The sequence below is a fragment of the Mesorhizobium sp. WSM4836 genome, assembly GCF_055811815.1.
Window position 1 is genome coordinate 56,639 of record NZ_JBVVQF010000002.1, and the last position, 22,060, is coordinate 78,698.

Below are 22,060 nucleotides of genomic sequence, written 5' to 3' on the forward strand. Positions count from 1 at the left end.
GTCAAATTTCCCGTTCGTTCACGACGGCGACAATTCGTGCGCCGTCGCCACCACTTCCTTGAGCGAGGCGCCGCCGGAAGCCTCGGTCGCCGCCATCACCGCGCCTTCGACGATCGGCGCATTGCAGACGATGATCTTCTGGGCGCGGGGCTCGCCGATCATCTCGACCGCCATCTCGCTATTGGTCTCGGCGCCGCCGAGATCGACGAGGATCGCGACACCCGCCTCCGACCAGGCCTTGTCGATGGCGCCCATGATCGCCTCGACATTGGTTCCGAGCCCGCCATGGCCATTTCCGCCGCACCATGCAAGCGGCACTTCGTTGCCGACCATCTGCCGCACCATGTCGGCGGTGCCTTCGGCGACCAGCGGCGAATGCGATACGATGACGATGCCGACATTGCTCATGCGCGCCCCTCGATTGTCTCGGCTACGGCCCGCACCAGAAGCGCGGTCGAGCGTGCGCCGGCATCCATGTGACCGATCGAACGGTCGCCAAGGAATGAGGCGCGCCCACGCAGCGCCTTCATCGGCACGGTCGCCTCGGCTGCACTGTCGGCGATGTTGGCGATGTCCGCTGCCGTCTTTCCCTGCACGAGCGCCTCATGCACCGGCTGCAGCACGTCGAGCATGGTTTTTTGCCCAGCCTGCGACTTGCCTCTGGCGGCCACCGCTTCAATCGCCTTGCCGAAGGCCGCCGCCAGATCGGCGCGATCCGGCGCGGCGGAAATCTCCTTACCGAGCGCCATGAACAGGGTGCCGAACAAGGGACCGGAGGCTCCGCCGACGGTCATCACCAGTTTGGTGCCGATCGCCTTCAGCGCCTCGGGCAACGGCTTTGCCGCGAACGCGCCGGCCTCGACCCGCACTGCCTCGAAGCCGCGTTTCATGTTGAGCCCATGGTCGCCGTCGCCGATCGCCTGGTCCAGCCTGGTCAGCTCTTCGGCATGGGAGGCGATCGTGTTTGCCGCCGCCTCGATCAGCCTGGACAGATCCGCTGCCGCCATGTCACCCATGCTCCTGGCCCCCGCGCTGCCGGCAGTACGAGAAAATTGCATATCCGGCAATTGAAGCATTCTTGCCCCCAGTCAAGCGGGTTCGAGCAACGCAGCGAGGGCAGTGAAGACCTCGGCGACGGCAAAGGCGCCGGGATCGACCACGCCGTTGAGCTCGCTGCCAATATAGACGGACCGCCCGGCCTTGGCCTGGCGCATGGCAGCGGTGGCCTCGGCTCCGCGTTGCGCCGCGACCGCCGCATCTTCCAGACTCCCCCTATCCAGCGCCCTCAAGGCGGGCTCCAGGGCATCGATCATCGTGCGATCGCCGATCTTCGCGCCGCCATAGAAGGACATCCGATCGAGACCGGCGAGAAGCGCCTTGGGAAAAGTTGCGCCAGACGCCAACGCCTGCGCGGCGGCGGTAAAGAAGATCGACAGCAGCACGCCACTGGAGCCGCCCATGCTGGCGCCCAGGATGTCGCCCAGTGCGGCGAGCGTTGCGGCAGGGTCAGCCAGCGGCAGTGTCTCAAGGCGGCCAAGCACGCTGCGCGCGCCGGCCGCCACAGTCGATCCGGTGTCGCCGTCTCCCGCCTTTGCGTCCAGTCCGTTCAACGCGCCTTCAAGCGAGATCAGCCGTTCGCAGAGCGCGACCACCAGCCGCCCGGTGCGTGCGTCCTGGCTGGCTTTCGACGCGCTGCCCGGGCCGGCGGCTTTGGCCATCGGCATGACGCTCACTGGGCGAACGGCTCTTGCCGGCAGCCAGGCGTGAGGACCTGTCGGCGCCCGCAACGCTGCTTCGCGCGCCGCATCGAGCCGGATCAGCGACAGGGAAAAGCCGTTCATGTTGAGCGCCGTCATAAGCTGCCCTGGCCCGATCGTCAGCGTCACCTTTCGCGCCAGCGGTGATGCCAACACCGCATTGGCGACAAGCAGCATTTCCAGCGGTGGCACCGAACCGAGATTATTGATCAGCAAGGCGTATTCGCTGGCGGGATCGAGCCGCGCCGCAAGGCGGTCCGACATGATCGCAACCAGCCTTTCGGCACTTTGCACCGCAATCCGCTCAACGCCCGGTTCGCCATGAATGCCGAGGCCGAGCTCGGCGTCGTCGGCGCCGAAGCTCTCTTCATGGCTCTGACCGGGGATCGAGCAGGATGACAGCGATATGCCGAGTGAAACGATGTCCGCCGCCGCGTCCCGCGTCCCCGCGGCAATCGCCGCCAGATCAACGCCGGCTTCCGACAGATAGCCGGCGATCTTGTGGACGAACAAGGTGCCGGCAACGCCGCGCGGCTGGGCAATATCAGGCAGGGCAATGTCGTCGGCGACGATCACCATCTCGACGCGAAAGCCCTCCGCGCGCGCCTTCTCGGCGGCCAGTCCGAAGTTGAGGCGATCGCCGGTATAGTTCTTGACGATCAGCAGGCACCCGGCCGGACCGGTTACTGCGCGGATGGCGGCCAATACTGCTTCCACGCTCGGCGAAGCAAAGATCTCTCCTGATACTGCCGCCGTCAGCATGCCCACGCCGACGAAACCAGCATGCGCGGGTTCGTGCCCGGCCCCGCCGCCGGAAATGACCGCGACCTTGGTCTTATCCCAGTCCGCGCGGAGGACGACCTTGATCTCGGGATAGCCGTCGAGGCGAGCGAGATCGCCGGCGCCGGTCGTGCCGAGAAAGCCGTCCAGGGCCTCAGTTACGATCGTATCCCTGCGATTGAAAAAATGCTTCATCGAATTGGTCCAGTCCGGTGCCCGAAATTGCCGGTTGAAAGGTGCCACGAAAACACTGGCGCATCGCTCACATCAGCCGTCGCCCATCGGCGCCGAAATACAGCGGCGAGCGATAGCGGATCATGATCCTGTCGCCCTGTGCCAGGTCGGTGTCGGGGTCAGTCAGCGTCACCAGCTTCCTGGTCCCCACCGTCACGTGCAGATGATTCTGGTCGCCGAGATGCTCGACCCAATCGACGACGCCGTCGGCATGGCCGTTCGCCGCCTTCTCGATCGAAAGATGTTCGGTGCGCGCTCCGATCGTCGTCGTTCCCGCCGGCGCGCCGCCATCCGGCAGCAGTCCGACCGGCAGCAAATTGATTGCCGGCTGGCCTAGCCTGGCGGCCACATGAAGGTTTGCCGGCTCAGAATAGATCGCCCGTGGCGAACCGATCTGCACCAGCACGCCGTCGGCGAGAATGCCGATGCGGTCGGCCATGGTCATCGCTTCGATCTGGTCGTGCGTGACGTAGAGCATTGTGGCGCCGAGTTCGGCCTGGATGCGCTTCAGCTCGAGCCTGAGATCGGCACGCAGCTTGGCGTCGAGCGACGACAGCGGCTCGTCCATCAGGTAGATCGACGGCTTGCGCACCAAAGCGCGGCCGATGGCGACGCGCTGCATCTCGCCGCCCGAGAGTTTGGTCGAGCGATTGTTCAGCTTGTGGTGGATGCGCACCATCCTGGCCACATCCTCGACGCGACGGCGGATCTGGTCCTCCGGCATTTTCCGCGCCGGCGAGCGCAGCGGAAAGGCGAGGTTGTCGTAGACCGACAGATGCGGATAGAGCGAATATTGCTGGAAGACGAAAGCGGTGTCGCGCTCGGCCGGCGACAGCGTCGTCGTGTCGTGGCCGGCAATATGGATCGAGCCCGCTTCCGGCCGCTCCAGCCCGGCGATCAGCCTGAGCGTCGTCGTCTTGCCGGCGCCGGTCGGCCCGAGCAGCACGACGAATTCGCCGTCGGCGATATGCAGGTCGAGATTGTCGACCGCGATATGCTCGCCAAAAACCTTGGTCACGCTTTTGACGTGAACGTCAGCCATGATGCGCTCTCCCTTGGGAGACCGAGTCATGGATTTCGGTGCGCACCGCACGACCGGATCCTTTTGCGAACAGCGACAGCCGGGCGCTGCTCAGCGCCAGTCCAACATGATCGCCCGGATTGAGCCGGATTTCGGCCGGCACCCTGGCCTTGATGATGCCGTCCGCCGTCTCCACCGCCACGATCTGCGTGGTGCCGAGATATTCGGTGCCGTAAATGGCGCCGCGCAGTTTCGAAGCGTCATCGAAACGGATGTGCTCCGGCCGGATGCCAAGCGCCATCTCGGCCGGCGCGACATCCTCGCGCACCTCCGGCACGGCCACCTTCGCGCCTTGCACAGCAATTTCCCTGGCGCCCTTCGAAAGGCCGCCGCCGAAGCCGAGGAAATTCATCGGCGGCGAGCCGATGAAGTCGGCGACGAACATCGTCGCCGGCCGGTCGTAAATCTCGCGCGGCGTGCCGAACTGCTCGATGACGCCATGGTTCATCACCGCGATCTTGTCGGCCATCGACATCGCTTCCATCTGGTCATGCGTGACATAGACGGTGGTGGCGTGGATGCGGTTGTGCAGTTCGCGCAGCTCATGGACCATCAAATCGCGGAATTCTGTATCAAGGGTCCCCAGCGGCTCGTCCATCAGGAAACACTTTGGCCGCCGTACGATAGCGCGGCCGAGCGCCACGCGCTGTCGATCGCCACCGGCAAGCCCGGAGACCGATTTGTTGAGCAGATGGTCGATCCGCAAAAGCTTCGCCGTCTCTTCCACCCTGGCCCGGATTTCAGCGCCTGGCATGCCTTGCGCCAGCAGCGGAAAGCCGATGTTCTTCCTCACATTCATGTGCGGATAGAGCGCGAACAGCTGAAACACGAAGGCAATGTCGCGCTCGCGGGCACGCCGCATGGTGACGTCCTCGCCGCCAAGCAGGATCTTGCCGCCGGTCGGCAGTTCGAGCCCGGCGATCATGCGAAGCGTCGTCGTCTTGCCGCAGCCCGACGGCCCCAGCATGACGAAGAATTCGCCGTCCTCGACGACGAAGTTGGAATCCTGCACGGCGACGAAATCGCCGAATGCCTTTCTCAGATGTTCGACCCTGATCTCGGCCATCGTCTACTCCGGAAATTTCGAGACGATGATGAACATCGCCGTGCCGGCCAGCATGGTGATGAAGGAATAGGTGTAGAGCACCAGCGCGATGGGCTGGAACAGCATCAGGAAGCCGATCGCGATGATCGCGGTGGCGACATTTTCCATCAGCCCGCGCCTGGCCCAGACGGGCCAGCGCGATTTGCGTTTTGCGGTCATGTTCATTTACGCACCGCGCCGAAGGTGATGCCGCGCAGCAATTGCTTGCGAAGCAGGATGGTGAAGACAAGGATCGGCACCAGGAAGATCGTCGTGCCGGCCGCGACCGCCGGCCAGTCCTGGCCGCCTTCGCCGATGATGGTCGGGATGAAGGGCGGCGCCGTTTGCGCCGTGCCCGAGGTCAGCAGCGCGGCGAAGGCATATTCGTTCCAGGCAAAGATCAGGCAGAAGATGGCGGTTGCGGCAATGCCGGTGGTCGCCTGCGGCAGCACGGTGCGCCAGAACGCCTGCAGCCTGGTGTAGCCGTCGATCATCGCCGCTTCTTCATATTCGCGCGGGATCTCGTCGATAAAGCCTTTCAGCAGCCACACCGCCAACGACACGTTGACGGCGGTATAAAGCAGGATCATGCCGAGAGCCGTGTCCGACAGGCCAAGCTCGCGATACATCAGGTAGATGGGAATCGCGACGGCGATCGGCGGCATCATCCGCGTCGACAGGATGAAGAACAGAAGGTCGTCGGCAAGCGGCACCTTGAAGCGCGAAAAACCGTAGGCCGACAGCGTGCCGAGGAACACCGCGCAGAAGGTCGAGCCGAAGGCGATGATCAGCGAATTGAAGAAGCGCGGCATGAAGTTCGACGGGCCGGCGATCACCATGTTGCGCTTGCGCACCGTCTCGTCGCACAGGCCCGTCGCCGGCCCCAGCGAGTTGATGTATTCCGGTGTTTGCCGGGTCCGCGTCGTGAACAGGTTGCAGTAGCCCTCAACGCTGGGCTGGAACAGGATCTTCGGCGGATAGGCGATCGAATCCGGCGGCGTCTTGAAGCTGGTGGCGAAAATCCACAGCAGCGGCACGATCGAGATCAGCGCGTAGGCGACGATGATCGTGCCGGCGATGCGCTTCGACGTGGCCGAAGGTGCGACAACGGAATGGGCTGACGTCAGGCTCATCTCTGCTTCACCTTGTTCAGCGCCTTGACGTAGATGTTGGCGAGGCCAAACACCGCGACGAACAGGATGATGGCGAAGGCCGAGGAATAGCCCGTCCGCCAGCTTTCGAAGGCCTGCCGCTTCAGCGTGATCGAGGCCACTTCGGTGGTCGATCCCGGCCCGCCGCCGGTGAGCAAATTAACCATGTCGAACATCTTGAAGTTCTCGATGCCGCGAAACAGCACTGCCAGCATGATGAAGGGCAGCGCCATCGGCAGCGTTATCGACCAGAACTGCCGCCAATTGGAGGCACGGTCGACCTCGGCCGCTTCGTAGATGTACTCGGGGATCGAGCGCAGGCCGGCGAGGCAGATCAGCATCACGTAAGGCGTCCACATCCAGGTGTCGACGATGATGATCGACCATGGCGCCAGCGACACATTGGAGAGCATGCTGATCTGCGTTGCCGGAATTCCGGTTACGAACGAGACGGCGTAGGCGAACAACCCGATCTGCGGCTCGTAGAGAAAGCGCCAGAAATTACCGACCACCGCCGGCGACAGCATCATCGGCACCAGGATGATGGTCGTCCAGAAGGCGTGGCCGCGAAACTTGCGGTCGATCAGCCAAGCCAGCGTGAAGCCGATCAGCGTCTGCAGCAGGATGGTCCAGAACACGAAATGCGCCGTCGTCTGCATGGCGATCCAGATGTCCTGGTCGGCGAGGATGCGCTTGTAGTTCGCCAGCCCAAGGTTCTTCACCACCTCGTTGGGACGATTGGCGCGGAAATTGGTGAAGGACAGATAGATCGCCCAGAACAGCGGGAAGATGTTGATGGCGAGAAGCAACAGGATCGTCGGCGAGATGAACAGCCAGGCGAGGCCCTTGTCGCTGATGCCCCGGACCTTGCGGGCCAACGGCTCAGGCGTAGCCCGGGCAACGCTGTCCGCCGTCCGATTGAGCATGGTCAGTCCTGCTTCGGTCACTTGGATCGTCTCGACGATGGAATTTATCTGAACTGTGTCCCGTGCCAAGGGCGGCACGGGACGGTTCGGTCATGGGCTCGGGAGGAGCCGGTTACATTTTGCCGTCGTCCTGGAAGACCTCGGTCCAGTCCTTGACGAGGCCGTCGAGGGCATCCTTGGCCGAGCCTTGCCCGGCGACGACATAGTCGTGGAAGCGCTTCTGCGACGCCTGCAGCAGCGGCGCGTAGCTCGGCTCGGCCCAGAAGTCCTTCACGATTGCCATCGAGTCGAGGAAGGTCTGCGCATAGGGCTGGCTGGCTGGGAAGCCCGGGTCCTTCACAACCGCGTTGAGGCAGGAATAGCCGCCGAGCGACCACCATTTGGACTGCACGTCCTTGTTGGCGAACCATTTGATGTATTTGAGCGCGGCTTCCTGCTTGTCGGAATAGGAGACCACCGAGATGCCCTGGCCGCCGAGCTGGGCGAACTGGTCGCCGTCGGGACCTTTGGGATTGACGAAATAGCCGATCTTGTCGCCGCCGACATTTTCGTCCTTCTGCAGGCCTGGCCAGGTGAAGGCGAAGTTCATATGCATCGCCACCTGGCCGGATTTGAAGGCATCGACGCCTTCGCCCATGTAGCTGTTCGAGGCGCCGGGAGGGGTGCAGCAATCATAGAGCGCCTTGTAGAACTCCAGGCCCTTTACCGATTTATCGGAGTTGACGAAGCCTTCCATCTCGTAGGGCTTTTTCGGGTTCTCGTACTGGAAGCCGAAGCTGTAGAGTACGTCCATGGCGCCCATGGTGATGCCTTCCGAGCCGCGCTCGGTGTAGATCGACGCGCCATAGACGGTCTTGCCGTCGATCTCGCGCTTCTGGAAGAATTCGGCGATCTGCTTCAGCTGGTCGAAAGTCGTCGGCGGGCCGAGATCCCAGCCGTACTTTTCCTTGAATTCCTTCTGTAGCTCCGGCTTGGAGAACCAGTCCTTGCGGTAAGTCCAGCCGACAACGTCGCCCATAGCCGGCAGCGCCCAGTAATTCGGCGAGTTCTTCGGCCATTCCGAGTAGCCGACGACAGTCGCCGGCACGAAATCGTCCATGCTGATCTTCTCCTTGTCGAAGAAGTCGTTCAGCTTGACGTAATGGCCATTCTCGGCGGCGCCGCCGATCCACTGGCTGTCGCCGATGATCAGGTCGCACAGCTTGCCGTGCGAATTCAGCTCGTTGAGAAAGCGGTCGGCATAGTTGGTCCACGGCACGAACTCGAACTTCATGCCGATGCCGGATTCCTTGGTGAAGTCCTTGGACAATTCCACAAGCGCGTTGGCCGGGTCCCAGGCTGCCCAGCAAAGCGTCAGATCTTCTGCCTGCGCAACGTTCGAAACGGCTGTCGAAGCAAAGAGTGTCGAGGCCAGTCCCAACGTCAGTTTCAAGGTCGATTTCATGCCTTCCTCCCATTTGCGAAACGCGTCCGGATGACGGTCTCAAGAGCAGCTAAACCCCTCCTCCGGGGCCTAAACACAACGATGCGGCGGCGCACCGGATGTTTAGTAATTTGTTTAGTGATGCAATTTTTACTAAACAAGGCAAGCGAATTCGTTGCTGCATCGCAGCATGCTCGATAGGAAGCAACGTGAGAAGTTGCGGCGGCCTGCCTAGGTCACCGTCTTGTTGCTGACCGCCACCGGACGGATCACTGGGGCGGGCGGCAGCAGCGCGCGGATATCGGCGAAGGGGAAGACCGGCTCGAAGCGGAAGGCCTCGGCGAACGATCCAGCTGGGCCGTTGCACTGGCCGGCGCGAAAGGCGTTCTGCGTGCGCGCCGCGTCGACGAAACGCTCGGGATCCTGCGACTGGTGCGCCCGGATCGCCTCCGCCTTGAGGTCGAAATGCCTGGAGACATCGACGTAGTGCGTTGGCGAAAACCCGGTGCCGCCGAACGTGTCGGCATGCATCACCGGCACCGAGAATGATGCGGCGATGCGCATGCCATCCGATAGCGCGCGGTGGTCGCCATGATAGTCGTTCGGCGCATGCGTGATCGCCAGATCCGGCCCTATCTCGCCGATCAGCGCCTTCAGCGCCCCGATCAGCGCGGTATCCGCCACCAGCGCGCCATCGGGAAAGTCGAGGAAGCGTGGCATCACACCAAGCAGGCCGGCCGCCGCCGCCGCCTCCTTGCGGCGCGTGCGGGCAAGCGCGGCCGGATCGCCATAGCCGCCCCTGGCGCCATCCGTGGCTATGGCAAAAAAGAGTTCTGCGCCTTGCGCGGCATAGGCCGCCATCGTACCGAACATGAAGATCTCGATGTCGTCCGGATGCGCGCCAAGCGCCAATATCTTCACTCTCATCTCTCCCGGAAACGGAAAAACGTGCCCAACGGAATTCTGCTCGCTCTCATCGCCTACGCAAGCTATTCGTGCAGCGACGCCGTTGTCAAAAGCCTGGGCGGGCAGTTCAACGTCTTCGAGATCGGCTTCTTCTCGACATTGTTTGCCGGCTGCTTTCTGCTCTTTGCCAGGCCGCCAGGCGAGCGCTGGCGCGATTTCTGGCGCACGACCCGGCCCTGGGCGGTGCAGGCCCGCGCCTGGGCCGGCATCGCCTCTGGCGTGCTCAGCGTCCACGCCTTCACTACCATCCCGCTGGCGGAAGTCTATGCGCTGATCTTCCTGGCGCCGCTGTTAGTCACCATCCTGGCCACGCTGGTCCTCAAGGAGAAGGTCGGCCCATGGCGGTGGCTGGCGGTGGTCGCCGGCTTTGCCGGTGTCATGCTGGTCGTCAGGCCGGGGTTTCGCGAGTTGCATCTTGGCCATCTGGCGGCGTTCATCATCGCCTTCCTGGCCGCCACCAATGTCATCCTGATGCGTTCGCTCGCCGCGCAGGAAAAGCGCACGACGATGCTCGGCGTGCTGATCGGCTACGGCCTGCTCTTCAACGGCGTCGGTGCGGCGGCTACCTCGTTCTCACTGCCGGATGGCAGGCAATGGGCTTGGCTGGTGCTGGCCGGCGCCTTCACCGCCGGCGGCCAGCTGCTGCATCTGCTGGCGGTCAAATACGCACCGGCCAACCGCATCGCGCCGACGCATTACTCGCAGATCGTCTGGGCGGTGGTTCTAGGTGCGCTGTTCTTCAGGGAATATCCGGATTTTCTGTCGCTGGTCGGGCTCGCCGTGGTCGGCGGTTCCGGCCTGCTGACGATGGTGCGCGAGGAGGTGCGGCTTGGCACGGTGCGCTGGAACCCCTTTTCGCGGACCCGACTTTGAGCTGGTGCCAAGGTTGCGCGGCGACAGCCACCGCTGATATGCGATCGGCGCCAACTGGCTGCATCATAGGACAATGACCACAAAACCCTTGCCGGAACTGCCGGTCTCCGCTGTCTTGCCGACGCTCCGCGAAGCGCTCGACCAAGGCAACAACGCCGTGTTGGTGGCTCCGCCCGGTGCCGGCAAGACGACGCTGGTTCCACTGGCGCTGCTCGACGCTGAATGGCCCGGCGCCGGAAAGATCATTCTGCTTGAGCCGCGCCGCCTCGCTGCCCGCGCTGCCGCCCGCCGCATGGCCGAATTGCTCGGCCAAGAGCCCGGTGAAACCGTCGGCTATGCCATGCGCATGGAAAACCGCACTTCCGCAAAGACCAGGATTCTCGTCGTCACCGAAGGCGTGCTGTCCCGCATGATCCTCGACGATCCCGAGCTGCCCGGTGTCGCGGCGGTGTTGTTCGACGAGTTCCACGAACGCTCGCTCGACGGCGATTTCGGGCTGGCGCTGGCCCTCGACGTGCAAAGTGCGCTGAGGCCCGATCTCAGATTGGTGGTCATGTCGGCGACGCTCGACGGTGCGCGTGTCGCAAGATTGCTGTCCGGCGCGCCGGTGATCGAGAGCGCAGGCCGCGCCTTTCCGGTCGACATCCGCTATGACGAGCGGACGGCCGGCGTCACCATCGAGGATGCCATGGCCAAGGCGATCCGCGCGACGCTTGCCGGGGAGGAGGGCAGCGTGCTCGCTTTCCTGCCCGGCCAGCGCGAGATCGAGCGCACCGCCGAGCGGCTGGTGGGCAAGATTGGCGCCGACACCGACATCGTGCCGCTCCACGGCATGCTCGACAACAAGGCGCAGGACGCGGCGATCAAGCCGGCGCCGCCCGGCCGCCGAAAGGTCGTGCTGGCGACGTCGATCGCCGAAACCTCCATCACCATAGACGGCGTGCGCGTCGTCATCGATTCCGGCCTGTCGCGGCTTCCGCGCTATGAGCCGGCGAGCGGCCTGACGCGGCTTGAGACGGTACGCGCTTCCCGCGCTTCCGCCGACCAGCGCGCCGGCCGCGCTGGGCGCACACAGCCGGGCGTCGCCATCCGGCTATGGCGGGCCGAGCAGACGGCGGCACTGCCGCCTTTCACGCCGCCGGAGATCCTCGAAGCCGATCTCTCGGGGCTATTGCTCGATTGCGCCGCTTTCGGCGTCGCGGACCCGACCAGCCTGTCCTTCCTCGACCCTCCGCCGGCTCCGGCGCTCACCGAGGCGAGGGCGCTGCTGCGCACCCTCGATGCTGTCGATGCGGCAGGACGCCTGACGGAGGCCGGTGCCGCAATGCGCAGGCTGGCGCTACCGGTTCGGCTCGCCCACATGGTCGCCGAGGCGGCAAGGACCGGACAGGCGCTCGAGGCGGCGATGCTCGCCGTACTATTGACCGAGCGCGGCCTTGGCGGCGACGGCGCCGATCTTGAACGGCGGCTGATGCGCTTTCGCGCCGAAAGATCGCCGCGTGCCACCGCTGCCCGGCAGCTGGCCGAGAGGTTGGCAAAGCACGCTTCACCCTCCTCCTCGACGGGAGGGTCGGCGAGCGAGCCGAGCGCAGCGAGACGAGGGAGACGGGGCGGGGTCGCCGATGGCGTGCCCGAACCGACCCTACCCCGATCCGCTACGCGGATCGACCCTCCCCTCAAGGGGGAGGGCAGCACCGCCGGCTCGCTCCTTATCCATGCCTGGCCGGACCGCGTTGCCAAAGCGCGCGGCGAGCGTGGCCGCTTCGTACTTGCCAACGGCTCGGGCGCCATGCTCGACGCCTCCGATCCGCTGGCCGGCGAGACCTGGCTCGTCGTCGCCGACCTGCAGGGCAAGGCACAGAACGCCCGCATCACCGCGGCGGCAGCCATCGATGAGACCGATATACGTGCCGCGCTGGCGGAAAAGATCGAGACCCGCCGCGAGGTGAGCTTCGATCGCGACAGGCGCGCGGTGCGGGTGCGCGAAACGGTTCGCCTCGGCGCCATCACCCTGTCCGAACGCATGCTGCCGGCGCCGACCGGTGCCGACGCGGATCGCGCCATCCTCGACGCCTTGTGCGAACACGGCCTGTCGCTGTTGCCGTGGAACAGGGAGGCGGAGACTTTGCGGCAGCGGCTCGGCTGGCTGCATCGCGGCCTTGGCGCGCCATGGCCCGATGTCTCCGATGCTGCGCTCGTCGAGCGCCTCGACGACTGGCTGCTGCCGTTCCTTTCCGGTGCCGCATCCTTTGCGGCGATTGACCCCAGCATGCTTTCGCAAGCCCTGACGACGCTGGTGCCGCACGAATTGCAGCGCAAGATCGACACATTGGCGCCTACCCATTTCGACGCGCCGTCGGGCAGTCGGCTACCGATCCGCTATGACGGCGAATGGCCGGTGTTGGCGATCCGCGTGCAGGAGCTGTTCGGCCTCGATCGGCATCCGGCGATCGCCAACGGCACTGTGCCGCTGACGCTCGAATTGCTGTCGCCGGCGCACCGGACGATCCAGACGACGCGCGACCTTCCCGGCTTCTGGCGGGGCTCCTGGGCCGATGTGCGGACAGAGATGCGCGGCCGCTATCCCAGGCATGTCTGGCCGGAGAACCCGCTTCTCGCCGCCGCCACCAGCCGCGCCAAGCCGCGCGGTACCTGATGGTTCCCGGACTGTCATCCAGAACCGAAGGCCAGCTGCGGCGGTTTTTTCGGAAAAGACCTCCGGCTGTTTCCCCTCTATAATCCTTAGCCATGATAAACATTCTGCACGCACCCGACTTCCAGCAAAGCCAGCGGCTGCGCCTCAACACGCTGATCAGGTTGCGCTGGCTTGCCATCGTCGGCCAGAGCCTTACCGTGCTTGTCGTCGCTTACGGGTTGAAATTTCCGCTGCCGGTCAGCATGTGTTTTGCGCTGATTGCTTGTTCGGCCTGGATGAACCTTTTGCTGACCTTCCGCTATCCGGCGGCGCATCGGCTTACCCCGTTCTCGGCCTTCGCCATCCTGACCTTCGACAGCCTGCAGCTTGCCGGCCTGCTCTACATGACCGGCGGCCTCACCAATCCGTTTTCGCTACTGATGACCGTGCCCGTCGTCGTCTCGGCGACGTCGCTGCCGCTGCGGCTGACCGCCATTCTCGGCGCGCTGGTGATCGTGGCGGCGACGCTGCTGGTCTTTTACCACCTGCCGCTGCCCTGGCATGAGGGCGCGCCGTTGGCGATGCCGTTCGTCTATGTCGCCGGCATTTGGATGGCGGTGTTCAGCTCCATCGCCTTTACCGCGATCTATGCTTTCCGGGTGGCCGAGGAGGCGCGGCTGCTTGCCAACGCGCTTGCCGCCACGGAACTGGTGCTGCAGCGAGAGCAGCATCTCTCGGCCCTCGACGGCCTCGCCGCGGCCGCCGCGCACGAGCTCGGCACGCCGCTCGCCACCATCACGCTTGTCGCCAAGGAGATGGAGAAGGCGCTTGGTGAAGATCTGAAATACGGCGAGGACGTGAAGCTGCTGCGTTCGCAGAGCGAGCGCTGCCGCGAAATCCTGAAGCGCCTGACCAGCCTTTCCTCCGAGAGCGAGGTGCACCTCTCGCGCCTGCCGCTGACCTCGCTGGTCGAGGAGGTGACGGCGCCGCACCGCGATTTCGGCATTTCGATCAAGCTTCGGCCCGGCGAGCGCATCGGCCCCGAACCGGTGGGCCGGCGCAATCCCGGCGTCATCTACGGCCTCGGCAATCTGGTCGAGAACGCCGTCGACTTCGCCCGCAAGAACGTCACCGTGCGCTGGAACTGGAACGAGGCCGCCGTCAGCTTCTCGATCATCGACGACGGGCCGGGCTTTCCGCCGGAGATTATCGACCGCATTGGCGAACCCTATATGTCGACGCGACAAGGCACCGAAGCCGGCGGTGGGCTCGGCCTCGGCCTGTTCATCGCCAAGACCTTGCTCGAACGCTCCGGCGCGACGCTCGATTTCCGCAATTCGAGCGAGCCCGGCGAGGGCGCTATCGTGCGGATATCATGGCCGCGCAGCGTCTTCCTCAATCCCGAGCAGGCTTCGGCCACCATGTTCGACACGGCCTAAATTGGACAATAGCGTTGCGAAACTATATTTGCGTAAAAATCAGGCAGCAGGATTTTCAGCACGATGAGTACTGACGAAACGATTGGCGCAATGGTCGAAGGCGAGGACACCTCGCTGCTGATCGTTGACGACGACAAGCCGTTCCTGACGCGGCTTGCCCGCGCCATGGAAAGCAGGGGTTTCGTGGTCGAGACGGCGGAAAGCGTCGAGGAAGCGGTTGCCAAGGCGCGCGCCAATCCGCCGGCCTATGCGGTGGTCGACATGCGGCTGGCCGACGGCAACGGCCTCGACGTCGTCGCTGCCATTCGCGAGAAGCGCGACGATGCCCGTGCCATCATTCTCACCGGCTACGGCAACATCGCCACTGCAGTGACGGCGGTGAAGCTCGGCGCCATCGACTATCTGTCGAAGCCGGCAGACGCCGACGACATCTTTGCAGCCCTGACCCGTACGGCGGGCGAACGTGCCGCGCCGCCCGAAAATCCGATGTCGGCCGACCGGGTGCGCTGGGAGCACATCCAGCGCGTTTACGAAATGTGCGACCGCAATGTCTCGGAAACCGCACGCCGCCTGAACATGCATCGCCGCACCCTGCAGCGCATCCTCGCTAAGCGCGCGCCGCGCTAAAAGGCTCTGACTACAGGCTTGCCCGGCCAGCGCTGTTACGCATCATCGCTTGGCGGTGTCGGACCTTGCCGCTGATACGACGGAGGCGACATGCTGGACGAAAAGCGGCTGGTCTCCATGCTGCGCGAATTCCTCGACAGCGAGGCGACCGGCGGCCTCATCCTGATGGCTTCGGCGGCCCTTGCGCTGATCGTCGCCAATTCGCCGCTGGCCGAAGCCTATTTCTCCGCCCTCCATGCCTATCTCGGACCGCTCAGCGTCTCGCACTGGATCAATGACGGCTTGATGGCGGTGTTCTTTCTGCTGGTCGGCCTTGAGATCAAGCGCGAGATGCTCGACGGCCAACTCTCGACCTGGCCGCGCCGCGTGCTGCCCGGCATCGCCGCCGTCGGCGGCATGGCGGTGCCGGCGCTGGTCTACGTCGCCATCAACCGCAACAATCCAGCCGCTCTGTCCGGCTGGGCGATTCCGACCGCCACCGACATCGCCTTTGCGCTCGGCGTGCTGTCGCTGCTCGGCAGCCGCGTGCCGGGCTCGCTGAAGATATTCCTCACCGCGCTCGCCATCATCGACGATCTCGGCGCCGTGCTCATCATCGCGGTATTTTATACCAGCGGGCTGTCGCTCGCCTATCTCGGCGGCGCCTTCGCCGTCATCGCGCTGCTGGTGGTGCTCAACCGCATGCGCGTGCTGACGCTGCTGCCCTATATCGTGCTCGGCATCGTTCTGTGGGTTTTGGTGCTCAAATCGGGCGTCCACGCGACGCTCGCTGGCGTTGCGCTGGCCCTCACCATCCCATTGAAGATATCGCCGGGCAGCGGCCACGATCTCGACCATTCGCCGCTGCACCGGCTCGAACACGGCCTGCACAAAATCGTCGCCTTTTTCGTCATCCCGATTTTCGGCTTTGCCAACGCCGGCGTCTCGCTCGGCGGTCTCAGCGCTGGCGCGCTGGTCGAGCCGCTGACGCTCGGCGTCGCCGCCGGTCTCGTCGCCGGCAAGCTGATCGGCGTGTTCGGGTCTTCCGCGCTTGCCATCCGGCTCGGCTTCGCCGATCTGCCGATCAATGCCGGCTGGCTGCACATGGTCGGCATTTCGCTGCTCTGCGGCATCGGCTTCACCATGAGCCTGTTCATCGACCTGCTCGCCTTCGCCAGCGACGTCGCTCTGCAGGACGCGGTCAAGGTCGGCATCCTCGCCGGCTCCTTCATTGCCGCGCTCCTAGGCGCCGCTGTGCTGCTCGTGGCGCCCGCCGCAGGCGAGGCGGAGGAGGCGGAAGGATAGGCCGTCTCCTCGCGGGCGCTACGCGTGCGCAACCATGACGTGGCGGACGGCGGTATAGTCCTCCAGCGCGTAGAGCGACATGTCCTTGCCGTAGCCGGATTGTTTCAATCCGCCATGCGGCATCTCGTTGGTCAGCATGAAATGGGTGTTGATCCAGGTGCAGCCATATTGCAGGCGGGCGGCCGTCGCCATGGCGCGCGAAACATCCTTGGTCCACACCGATGACGCCAGGCCGTAGTCAGAGTCATTGGCCCAGTTCACCGCTTCGTCGACTTCGGAAAAGCGGGTGACCGAGACCACCGGGCCGAACACTTCGCGGCGCACGATCTCGTCCTCCTGCAGGGCGCCGGCGACGACGGTCGGCTGATAGAAGAAGCCGGAGCCCTCGCCCGGCTTGCCGCCCGTGGTGATCTCGATGTGCTGGAGCTCCGAGGCGCGCTCGACGAAGCTCGAGACGCGGTCGCGCTGGCGGCGCGAAATCAGCGGCCCGATCTCGTTCTCGGTATCGTCGGGGCGATCATACTTGATGGTAGAGACCGCAGAGGAGAGGTCGGCGACGAGCTTGTCGTAGATCTTCTTGCCGGCATAGATGCGGCAGGCGGCGGTGCAGTCCTGGCCGGCATTGTAATAGCCGAAGGCGCGCAGGCCGTTGACCACCGCACCGAGATCGGCGTCATCGAAGACGATGACCGGCGCCTTGCCGCCGAGCTCGAGATGCGTGCGCTTGACCGATTTGGCGGCGGCCTGCAGTACCTTCTTGCCGGTGGCGACGTCGCCGGTAATCGAGATCATGTTGACCTTCGGATGGTTGATCAGCGTGTTGCCGACGCTGTCGCCGCGGCCGAGCACGACGTTGACGACACCTTCCGGCAGGATCTCGGCAAGGATTTTCGCCAGCTTCAGCGCGGTCAGCGGCGTCTGTTCCGACGGTTTGAAGACGACGGTGTTGCCGCCGGCAATCGCCGGCGCCAGCTTCCAGGCCATCATCATCAGCGGATAGTTCCACGGCGCGATCGAAGCGACGACGCCGATGGCGTCGCGGCGGACCATCGAGGTGTGGCCGGGAATATATTCGCCGGCGACCTGGCCGGGCATCGAGCGGACCGCGCCGGCAAAGAAGCGGTAGCAGTCGACGATCGCCGGGATCTCGTCATTGAGCACGGCATTGATCGGCTTGCCGCAGTTCAGCGCCTCGAGCGCCGCGAAATCCTTTGCCGCGGCCTCGATGCGATCGGCGATCTTCAGGAGATAGCCGGCGCGCTGCGCCGGTGTTGTGCGCGACCAGGTGACGAAGGCCTTTTCGGCCGCAAGCACTGCCGCCTCGATCTGCGCCGGGCTGGCCTCGGGCAGGTTGAGGATGGTCGCCCCGGTCTTCGGGTTGAGAATCGGTTCTTCGGTCTCGGTGCCTTTTTCGAATGTCGCGCCGATCAGCATCTGCGTGTCCATGGAAGTCTCTCCCTTATGAACGAGATCATTTGCCCGAACCGGCGATCTGGTCGCCGTCGCGGGTCAGGTAATAGGCAGCGAGGATGGGAAGCAGCGTCACCAGCACCACCACCATCGCCACGACATTGGTGACCGGACGCTGGCGCGGACGGATCAACTCTTCGAGCATCCAGATCGGCACCGTCTGCTGCTGGCCGGCGGTGAAGGTGGTGACGATGACCTCATCGAAGGACAGCGCAAAGGCAAGCATGCCGCCGGCCAGCAGCGCGGTTGCGATGTTGGGCAGCACGACATGCCGAAAGGTCTGGAAACCGTCTGCGCCGAGGTCCATCGACGCCTCGATCATCGAGCCGGACGTGCGGCGGAAACGGGCGACCGCATTGTTGTAGACGACAACCACGCAGAAAGTGGCGTGGCCGAGCACGATCGTCCAGAACGAGAACGGGATTTCGGCCAGCGCGAAGGCCGAGCGCAGCGCAATGCCGGTGATGATGCCGGGCAACGCGATCGGCAGGATGACCAGCAGCGAGATGGTTTCGCGGCCGAAGAATTTTGTGCGGGACACGGCGGCGGCGCAGAGCGTGCCGAGGACCAGCGCGATGGTGGTCGAGATCGCCGCGACGCGCACCGACAGCGACAGCGCCTGCCAGACGTCCGGCCGGTTCCAGGTGACCGCGAACCATTGCGTCGTCAGCCCCGGCGGCGGCCAGACGAAGCTCTTCTCCTCCGTGGTGAAGGCATAGACGAAGATCAGCAGGATCGGCAGGTGCAGGAAGAGCAGGCCGCCGGTGGCGGCGAGCTTCAGGCCAATCGGCGCGGATGGGCCACGGTCAGAGCGCATCGAAAGCCCCCATGCGCTTGGCGCCCCAGAGGTAGAAGCCCATGATGACGATGGGCACCACGGTAAAGGCGGCGGCGAGCGGGATGTTGCCGGCGGTGCCCTGCTGCGAATAGACGGCCTGGCCGATGAACAGCCGCGAGGTGCCGATGATCTGCGGGATGATGTAGTCGCCGAGCGTCAGCGAGAAGGTGAAGATCGAGCCGGCTACGATGCCGGGCAGCGCCAGCGGGAACAGCACGTTGCGGAAGGTCTGGCTGGGCGAGGCGCCGAGATCGGACGAAGCCTCGACCAAATTGCCCGGCACGCGCTCGAGTGCGGCCTGCACCGGCAGGATCATGAACGGCAGCCAGACATAGACGAAGACGATGAAGGTGCCGGTTGAGGAGACCGACAGCGAGTTGCCGCCGACGATCGGCAGCGACAGCCAGCCGTCGAGCAGCCACAGAAGATCCAATTTGGCCAGCAGCCACGTCAGGATGCCTTCCTTCGCGAGGATCAGCTTCCAGGCATAGATCTTGACCAGGTAGCTCGACCACAGCGGCAGCATGACGCCGAGATAAAACAGCGCCTTCCACCGGCCGCGCGCATAGCGCGCCGCGTAATAGGCGATGGGAAAGGCGATGACCGCCGACGCGAGCGTCACCAGCGCCGCCATCGTCACCGTGCGCAGGATGATGTCGAGATTGGCGGCCTGCAGCAGGTCGCCATAGGTCTTCAGCGTGAACTGCCGGTTGATCAGGCCGGAGAATTCGTCGATCGAGAAGAAGCTCTGCAAAAGCAGCGCGAACAGCGAGCCGATATAGACGATGCCGAGCCACAGAACCGGCGGCAGCAGCATCAAAGCCAGCAGCAGCTTAGGCTTGCGCCAGAAGGCATCAGACAGCGCGCCGCGCGGACCGCCGTTTCCCGGCAGGATGGCAGGCGCGGGATTGGAGTTGAACGCGGCGATTGTCATGACGCGCCGGTGTCGACTGGATCAATGGCAGCAAGGCCGAGATCCTTCACACCCCCCTCTGTCCTGCCGGCCAATCTCCCCCCTTGCGGGGGAGATGTCCGGCAGGACAGAGGAGGGTGCACTGCGCAAACCTTCATCATCCCATCTCCTCCATCAAATGCAAATGCTCGCGGTTGAAGGTGAGCACCACCGCCTCGCCTTCCCGCGGCAAGGCAGCACCCGCCGGCACGATGGCATGCAGCCGCAAGCCCTCTGCATCGAGCGCCAGTCTTGTCGTGGCGCCGAGATAATTGGTCGATACCAGGCGGGCGGCAACGCCTTCACCGTTGGCCCGGCCAATACTGATGGATTCGGGCCTGAGACTCCCCCAGCGATGCTGGCCGGCATAGCGCTGGACGAAATCCGGCGGCAGCACGTTGGACGAGCCGACGAAATCGGCGACGAAGCGGGTCTTGGGGCGCTGGTAGATGTCTTCCGGCGTGCCGATCTGCATGATCTTGCCGTCGTTGAAGACGGCGACGCGGTCGGCCATCGACAGCGCTTCGCCCTGGTCGTGGGTGACGAACACGAAGGTGATGCCGAGCGCCTTCTGCAGCGATTTTAACTCCTCCTGCATGTTTTCGCGCAGCTTGAGGTCGAGCGCGCCGAGCGGCTCGTCGAGCAGCAGCACCTTGGGCTGGTTGACCAGCGCACGGGCGAGCGCGACGCGCTGGCGCTGGCCGCCGGAAAGCTGGCCGGGGCGACGGGCGCCGTAACCGGGAAGCCGCACCAGCGCCAGCGCTTCTTCCGCCGCCTTCTGCCGCTCCGGTCTGCCGACGCCCTTGACCATCAGCCCATAGGCGACATTGTCGAGCACGTTGAGATGCGGGAACAGCGCATAATCCTGGAACACGGTGTTGACGTTGCGGCGATAGGGCGGCACGCCCTCGGCGCGTTCGCCGAAGATCGAGATCGACCCAGCCGTCGGCTGCTCGAACCCGGCGATGAGGCGCAGGCACGTCGTCTTGCCCGAGCCGGAAGGCCCGAGCATAGCGAAGAACTCGCCCGGCACGATGTCGAGATCGACTGCGTCGACGGCACGCACGCTGCCGAAATGGCGGGAGACGTTTTGGAAGGAAACGGCGGAGGTCATGGGGCTGTCCTGATCTGTCAGGCTCATCAAATCTCAGGCGGTTGCGCCGCACCTCATCCGCCGGCCCGTCCTCCGCAGCAGCTGCGGAGGGTGGACCGGCACCTTCCCCCTATAGTGGACGGGGAGAAGGGAGGCGCTCCAACGCTGGCGACCCCTCGTTCTTCACGGGGAGAGGGTGAGGGTGAGGGGCAGCGCCGAGCTTCGTAGGTGACGCAACTCACCGCCCGCCGATGACGCCGATATAGTCCGACACCCAGCGGTAATAGGGCACGCACTGGTCGTTCTGGGTGGCGCATTTTGAGACCGGCGTCTTCCAGAACTTGATCTTGTCGAAATTGTCGTAGCCGTTGGTCTTGCAGCCTTCTTCGCCGAGCAGTTCGTTGCCCTTGCAGGCGGCGGGCACCACCGGCAGCGAACCGAACCAGGCGGAGACGTCGCCCTGCACTTTCGGCGACAGCGAATGCTCCATCCACATGTAGGCGCAGTTCGGGTGGGCAGCATCGGCCTCCATCATCGTGGTATCGGCCCAACCGGTGACGCCCTCCTCGGGGATAGTCGAGGCGACCGGCTTCTTGGCCGCGATCAGCGTGTTGACCTGGTAGGGCCATGAACCCGAGGCGACGACGCCTTCGTTCTGGAAATCGTCGACCTGGATGGCGGCATCGTGCCAATAGCGTCCGACCAGCGTACGCTGGACCCGCAGCAGGTCAAGCGCGGCCTTGTACTGGTCCTCGGTCAGTTCGTAGGGATCCTTGATGCCGAGCTCCGGCTTGTGAGCCATCAGGTAATTGGCGGCGTCGGCGATGTGGATCGGTCCGTCATAGGCCTGGACACGGCCCCTGTTAGACTTGCCGTCGGGCAGCTTCATTTCCTCGAACACGATGTTCCAGCTCTTCGGCGCTTCCTTGAAGACGTCGGTGTTGTACATCAGCACATTCGGGCCCCACTGATAGGGAACACCATAGTGGACGCCGCCGACGGTGAACCAGGGCGCATCCTTCAGTCGGTCGTCGACCGTCTTCCAGCTCGGTATCAGGTCGGTGTTGATCGGCTGGACGCGCTTGCCGGCGACCAGGCGCAGTGAGGCATCGCCCGAGGCGGTGACCAGGTCGAAGCCGCCCTCGTTCATCAGCGAGACCATCTCGTCGGAAGTGTTGGCGGTCTTGACGTTGACCTTGCAGCCGGTTTCCTTCTCGAACGAAGTGACCCAATCATAGCCCTTGTCGGTTTCGCCGCGCTCGATATAGCCCGGCCAAGCGACGATGTTGACCTCGCCTTCGCCCTTGCCGAGTTCCTTGACCTGAGCGACCGCCTGGCCGGAAAAAGTCAGCGCGACAGTCAGCGCCGTGCACGACTTCAGGAATACATTCATTATCGATCTCCCATTGCTAGGGGCCGCGCTCTCAGGGCGTGGCTTTGTTCCCCT

20 protein-coding genes are annotated in these 22,060 nt (G+C 64.4%); 5 read left to right on the forward strand and 15 right to left on the reverse strand.

The window, feature by feature from the left end; translation table 11 throughout:
• Nucleotides 1–18: 18 nt before the first annotated feature.
• The 10 genes from dhaM to AC0L2P_RS02575 form a co-directional block, all read right to left on the reverse strand.
• Complete coding sequence (gene dhaM / locus AC0L2P_RS02530; protein WP_292659370.1) at nt 19–408, reverse strand: dihydroxyacetone kinase phosphoryl donor subunit DhaM; 390 nt, start codon at nt 406–408, stop codon at nt 19–21.
• Nucleotides 405–1,007: a dihydroxyacetone kinase subunit DhaL gene (gene dhaL, locus AC0L2P_RS02535; protein ID WP_473499693.1), complete on the reverse strand. Its 603-nt coding sequence runs from the start codon at nt 1,005–1,007 to the stop codon at nt 405–407. The genes dhaM and dhaL overlap by 4 nt, the downstream gene beginning before the upstream one ends.
• Before the next feature lie 81 nt (nt 1,008–1,088).
• Nucleotides 1,089–2,732 (reverse strand): dihydroxyacetone kinase subunit DhaK, encoded by a 1,644-nt coding sequence (locus AC0L2P_RS02540; RefSeq protein WP_473499694.1) that lies wholly within the window; start codon nt 2,730–2,732, stop codon nt 1,089–1,091.
• A gap of 67 nt (nt 2,733–2,799) precedes the next feature.
• On the reverse strand, nt 2,800–3,813 hold the full coding sequence (locus AC0L2P_RS02545; RefSeq protein WP_473499695.1) for an ABC transporter ATP-binding protein: 1,014 nt from the start codon (nt 3,811–3,813) through the stop codon (nt 2,800–2,802).
• Complete coding sequence (locus AC0L2P_RS02550; RefSeq protein WP_473499696.1) at nt 3,806–4,918, reverse strand: ABC transporter ATP-binding protein; 1,113 nt, start codon at nt 4,916–4,918, stop codon at nt 3,806–3,808. The genes AC0L2P_RS02545 and AC0L2P_RS02550 overlap by 8 nt, the downstream gene beginning before the upstream one ends.
• A gap of 3 nt (nt 4,919–4,921) precedes the next feature.
• Nucleotides 4,922–5,122, reverse strand: coding sequence for a hypothetical protein (locus AC0L2P_RS02555; RefSeq protein ID WP_473499697.1), 201 nt, complete (start codon nt 5,120–5,122; stop codon nt 4,922–4,924).
• Entirely contained in the window at nt 5,119–6,069 is a 951-nt protein-coding gene (locus AC0L2P_RS02560) for a carbohydrate ABC transporter permease (protein WP_473499698.1), read from the reverse strand. The genes AC0L2P_RS02555 and AC0L2P_RS02560 overlap by 4 nt, the downstream gene beginning before the upstream one ends.
• A complete protein-coding gene (locus AC0L2P_RS02565; RefSeq protein ID WP_302893612.1) occupies nt 6,066–7,013 on the reverse strand; it encodes a carbohydrate ABC transporter permease in 948 nt (315 codons plus the stop codon). The genes AC0L2P_RS02560 and AC0L2P_RS02565 overlap by 4 nt, the downstream gene beginning before the upstream one ends.
• 112 nt (nt 7,014–7,125) lie before the next feature.
• Nucleotides 7,126–8,457 carry an ABC transporter substrate-binding protein gene (locus AC0L2P_RS02570; RefSeq protein WP_473499699.1) on the reverse strand — a complete coding sequence of 444 codons (1,332 nt, stop codon included), beginning with the start codon at nt 8,455–8,457 and terminating at the stop codon, nt 7,126–7,128.
• Nucleotides 8,458–8,667: 210 nt separating this feature from the next.
• On the reverse strand, nt 8,668–9,357 hold the full coding sequence (locus AC0L2P_RS02575) for a PIG-L deacetylase family protein (RefSeq protein ID WP_473499700.1): 690 nt from the start codon (nt 9,355–9,357) through the stop codon (nt 8,668–8,670).
• Nucleotides 9,358–9,384: 27 nt separating this feature from the next.
• On the opposite strand from AC0L2P_RS02575, the gene AC0L2P_RS02580 reads away from it, so the two are divergent.
• The 5 genes from AC0L2P_RS02580 to nhaA all read left to right on the forward strand — a co-directional run bounded on the left by AC0L2P_RS02580 (nt 9,385) and on the right by nhaA (nt 16,260).
• Complete coding sequence (locus AC0L2P_RS02580) at nt 9,385–10,275, forward strand: DMT family transporter (RefSeq protein ID WP_473499701.1); 891 nt, start codon at nt 9,385–9,387, stop codon at nt 10,273–10,275.
• 73 nt (nt 10,276–10,348) lie between these two features.
• Nucleotides 10,349–12,931, forward strand: a complete 2,583-nt coding sequence (gene hrpB / locus AC0L2P_RS02585; protein WP_473499702.1) for an ATP-dependent helicase HrpB — start codon at nt 10,349–10,351, stop codon at nt 12,929–12,931.
• Nucleotides 12,932–13,023: 92 nt separating this feature from the next.
• Nucleotides 13,024–14,349 (forward strand): ActS/PrrB/RegB family redox-sensitive histidine kinase, encoded by a 1,326-nt coding sequence (locus AC0L2P_RS02590; protein ID WP_473499703.1) that lies wholly within the window; start codon nt 13,024–13,026, stop codon nt 14,347–14,349.
• 63 nt (nt 14,350–14,412) lie between these two features.
• The gene (locus tag AC0L2P_RS02595) at nt 14,413–14,976 is read left to right on the forward strand and encodes an ActR/PrrA/RegA family redox response regulator transcription factor (RefSeq protein WP_473499704.1); all 564 of its coding nucleotides are present in this window, start codon (nt 14,413–14,415) and stop codon (nt 14,974–14,976) included.
• Nucleotides 14,977–15,066: 90 nt separating this feature from the next.
• Nucleotides 15,067–16,260: a Na+/H+ antiporter NhaA gene (nhaA, locus tag AC0L2P_RS02600; protein ID WP_473499705.1), complete on the forward strand. Its 1,194-nt coding sequence runs from the start codon at nt 15,067–15,069 to the stop codon at nt 16,258–16,260.
• An 18-nt stretch (nt 16,261–16,278) separates the two neighbouring features.
• Here the strand turns inward: nhaA and AC0L2P_RS02605 are convergent, their stop codons facing one another.
• From AC0L2P_RS02605 to AC0L2P_RS02625, 5 genes are all read right to left on the reverse strand, one after another.
• Entirely contained in the window at nt 16,279–17,706 is a 1,428-nt protein-coding gene (locus AC0L2P_RS02605) for a gamma-aminobutyraldehyde dehydrogenase (protein WP_473499706.1), read from the reverse strand.
• A 25-nt stretch (nt 17,707–17,731) separates the two neighbouring features.
• Nucleotides 17,732–18,547 (reverse strand): ABC transporter permease, encoded by an 816-nt coding sequence (locus AC0L2P_RS02610; RefSeq protein ID WP_352469946.1) that lies wholly within the window; start codon nt 18,545–18,547, stop codon nt 17,732–17,734.
• Nucleotides 18,537–19,502 carry an ABC transporter permease gene (locus tag AC0L2P_RS02615; protein WP_473499707.1) on the reverse strand — a complete coding sequence of 322 codons (966 nt, stop codon included), beginning with the start codon at nt 19,500–19,502 and terminating at the stop codon, nt 18,537–18,539. The genes AC0L2P_RS02610 and AC0L2P_RS02615 overlap by 11 nt, the downstream gene beginning before the upstream one ends.
• Nucleotides 19,503–19,638: 136 nt before the next feature.
• Nucleotides 19,639–20,634 (reverse strand): ABC transporter ATP-binding protein, encoded by a 996-nt coding sequence (locus AC0L2P_RS02620; protein ID WP_473499708.1) that lies wholly within the window; start codon nt 20,632–20,634, stop codon nt 19,639–19,641.
• 217 nt (nt 20,635–20,851) lie between these two features.
• A complete protein-coding gene (locus tag AC0L2P_RS02625; RefSeq protein ID WP_473499709.1) occupies nt 20,852–22,006 on the reverse strand; it encodes an ABC transporter substrate-binding protein in 1,155 nt (384 codons plus the stop codon).
• Nucleotides 22,007–22,060 lie beyond the last annotated feature (54 nt).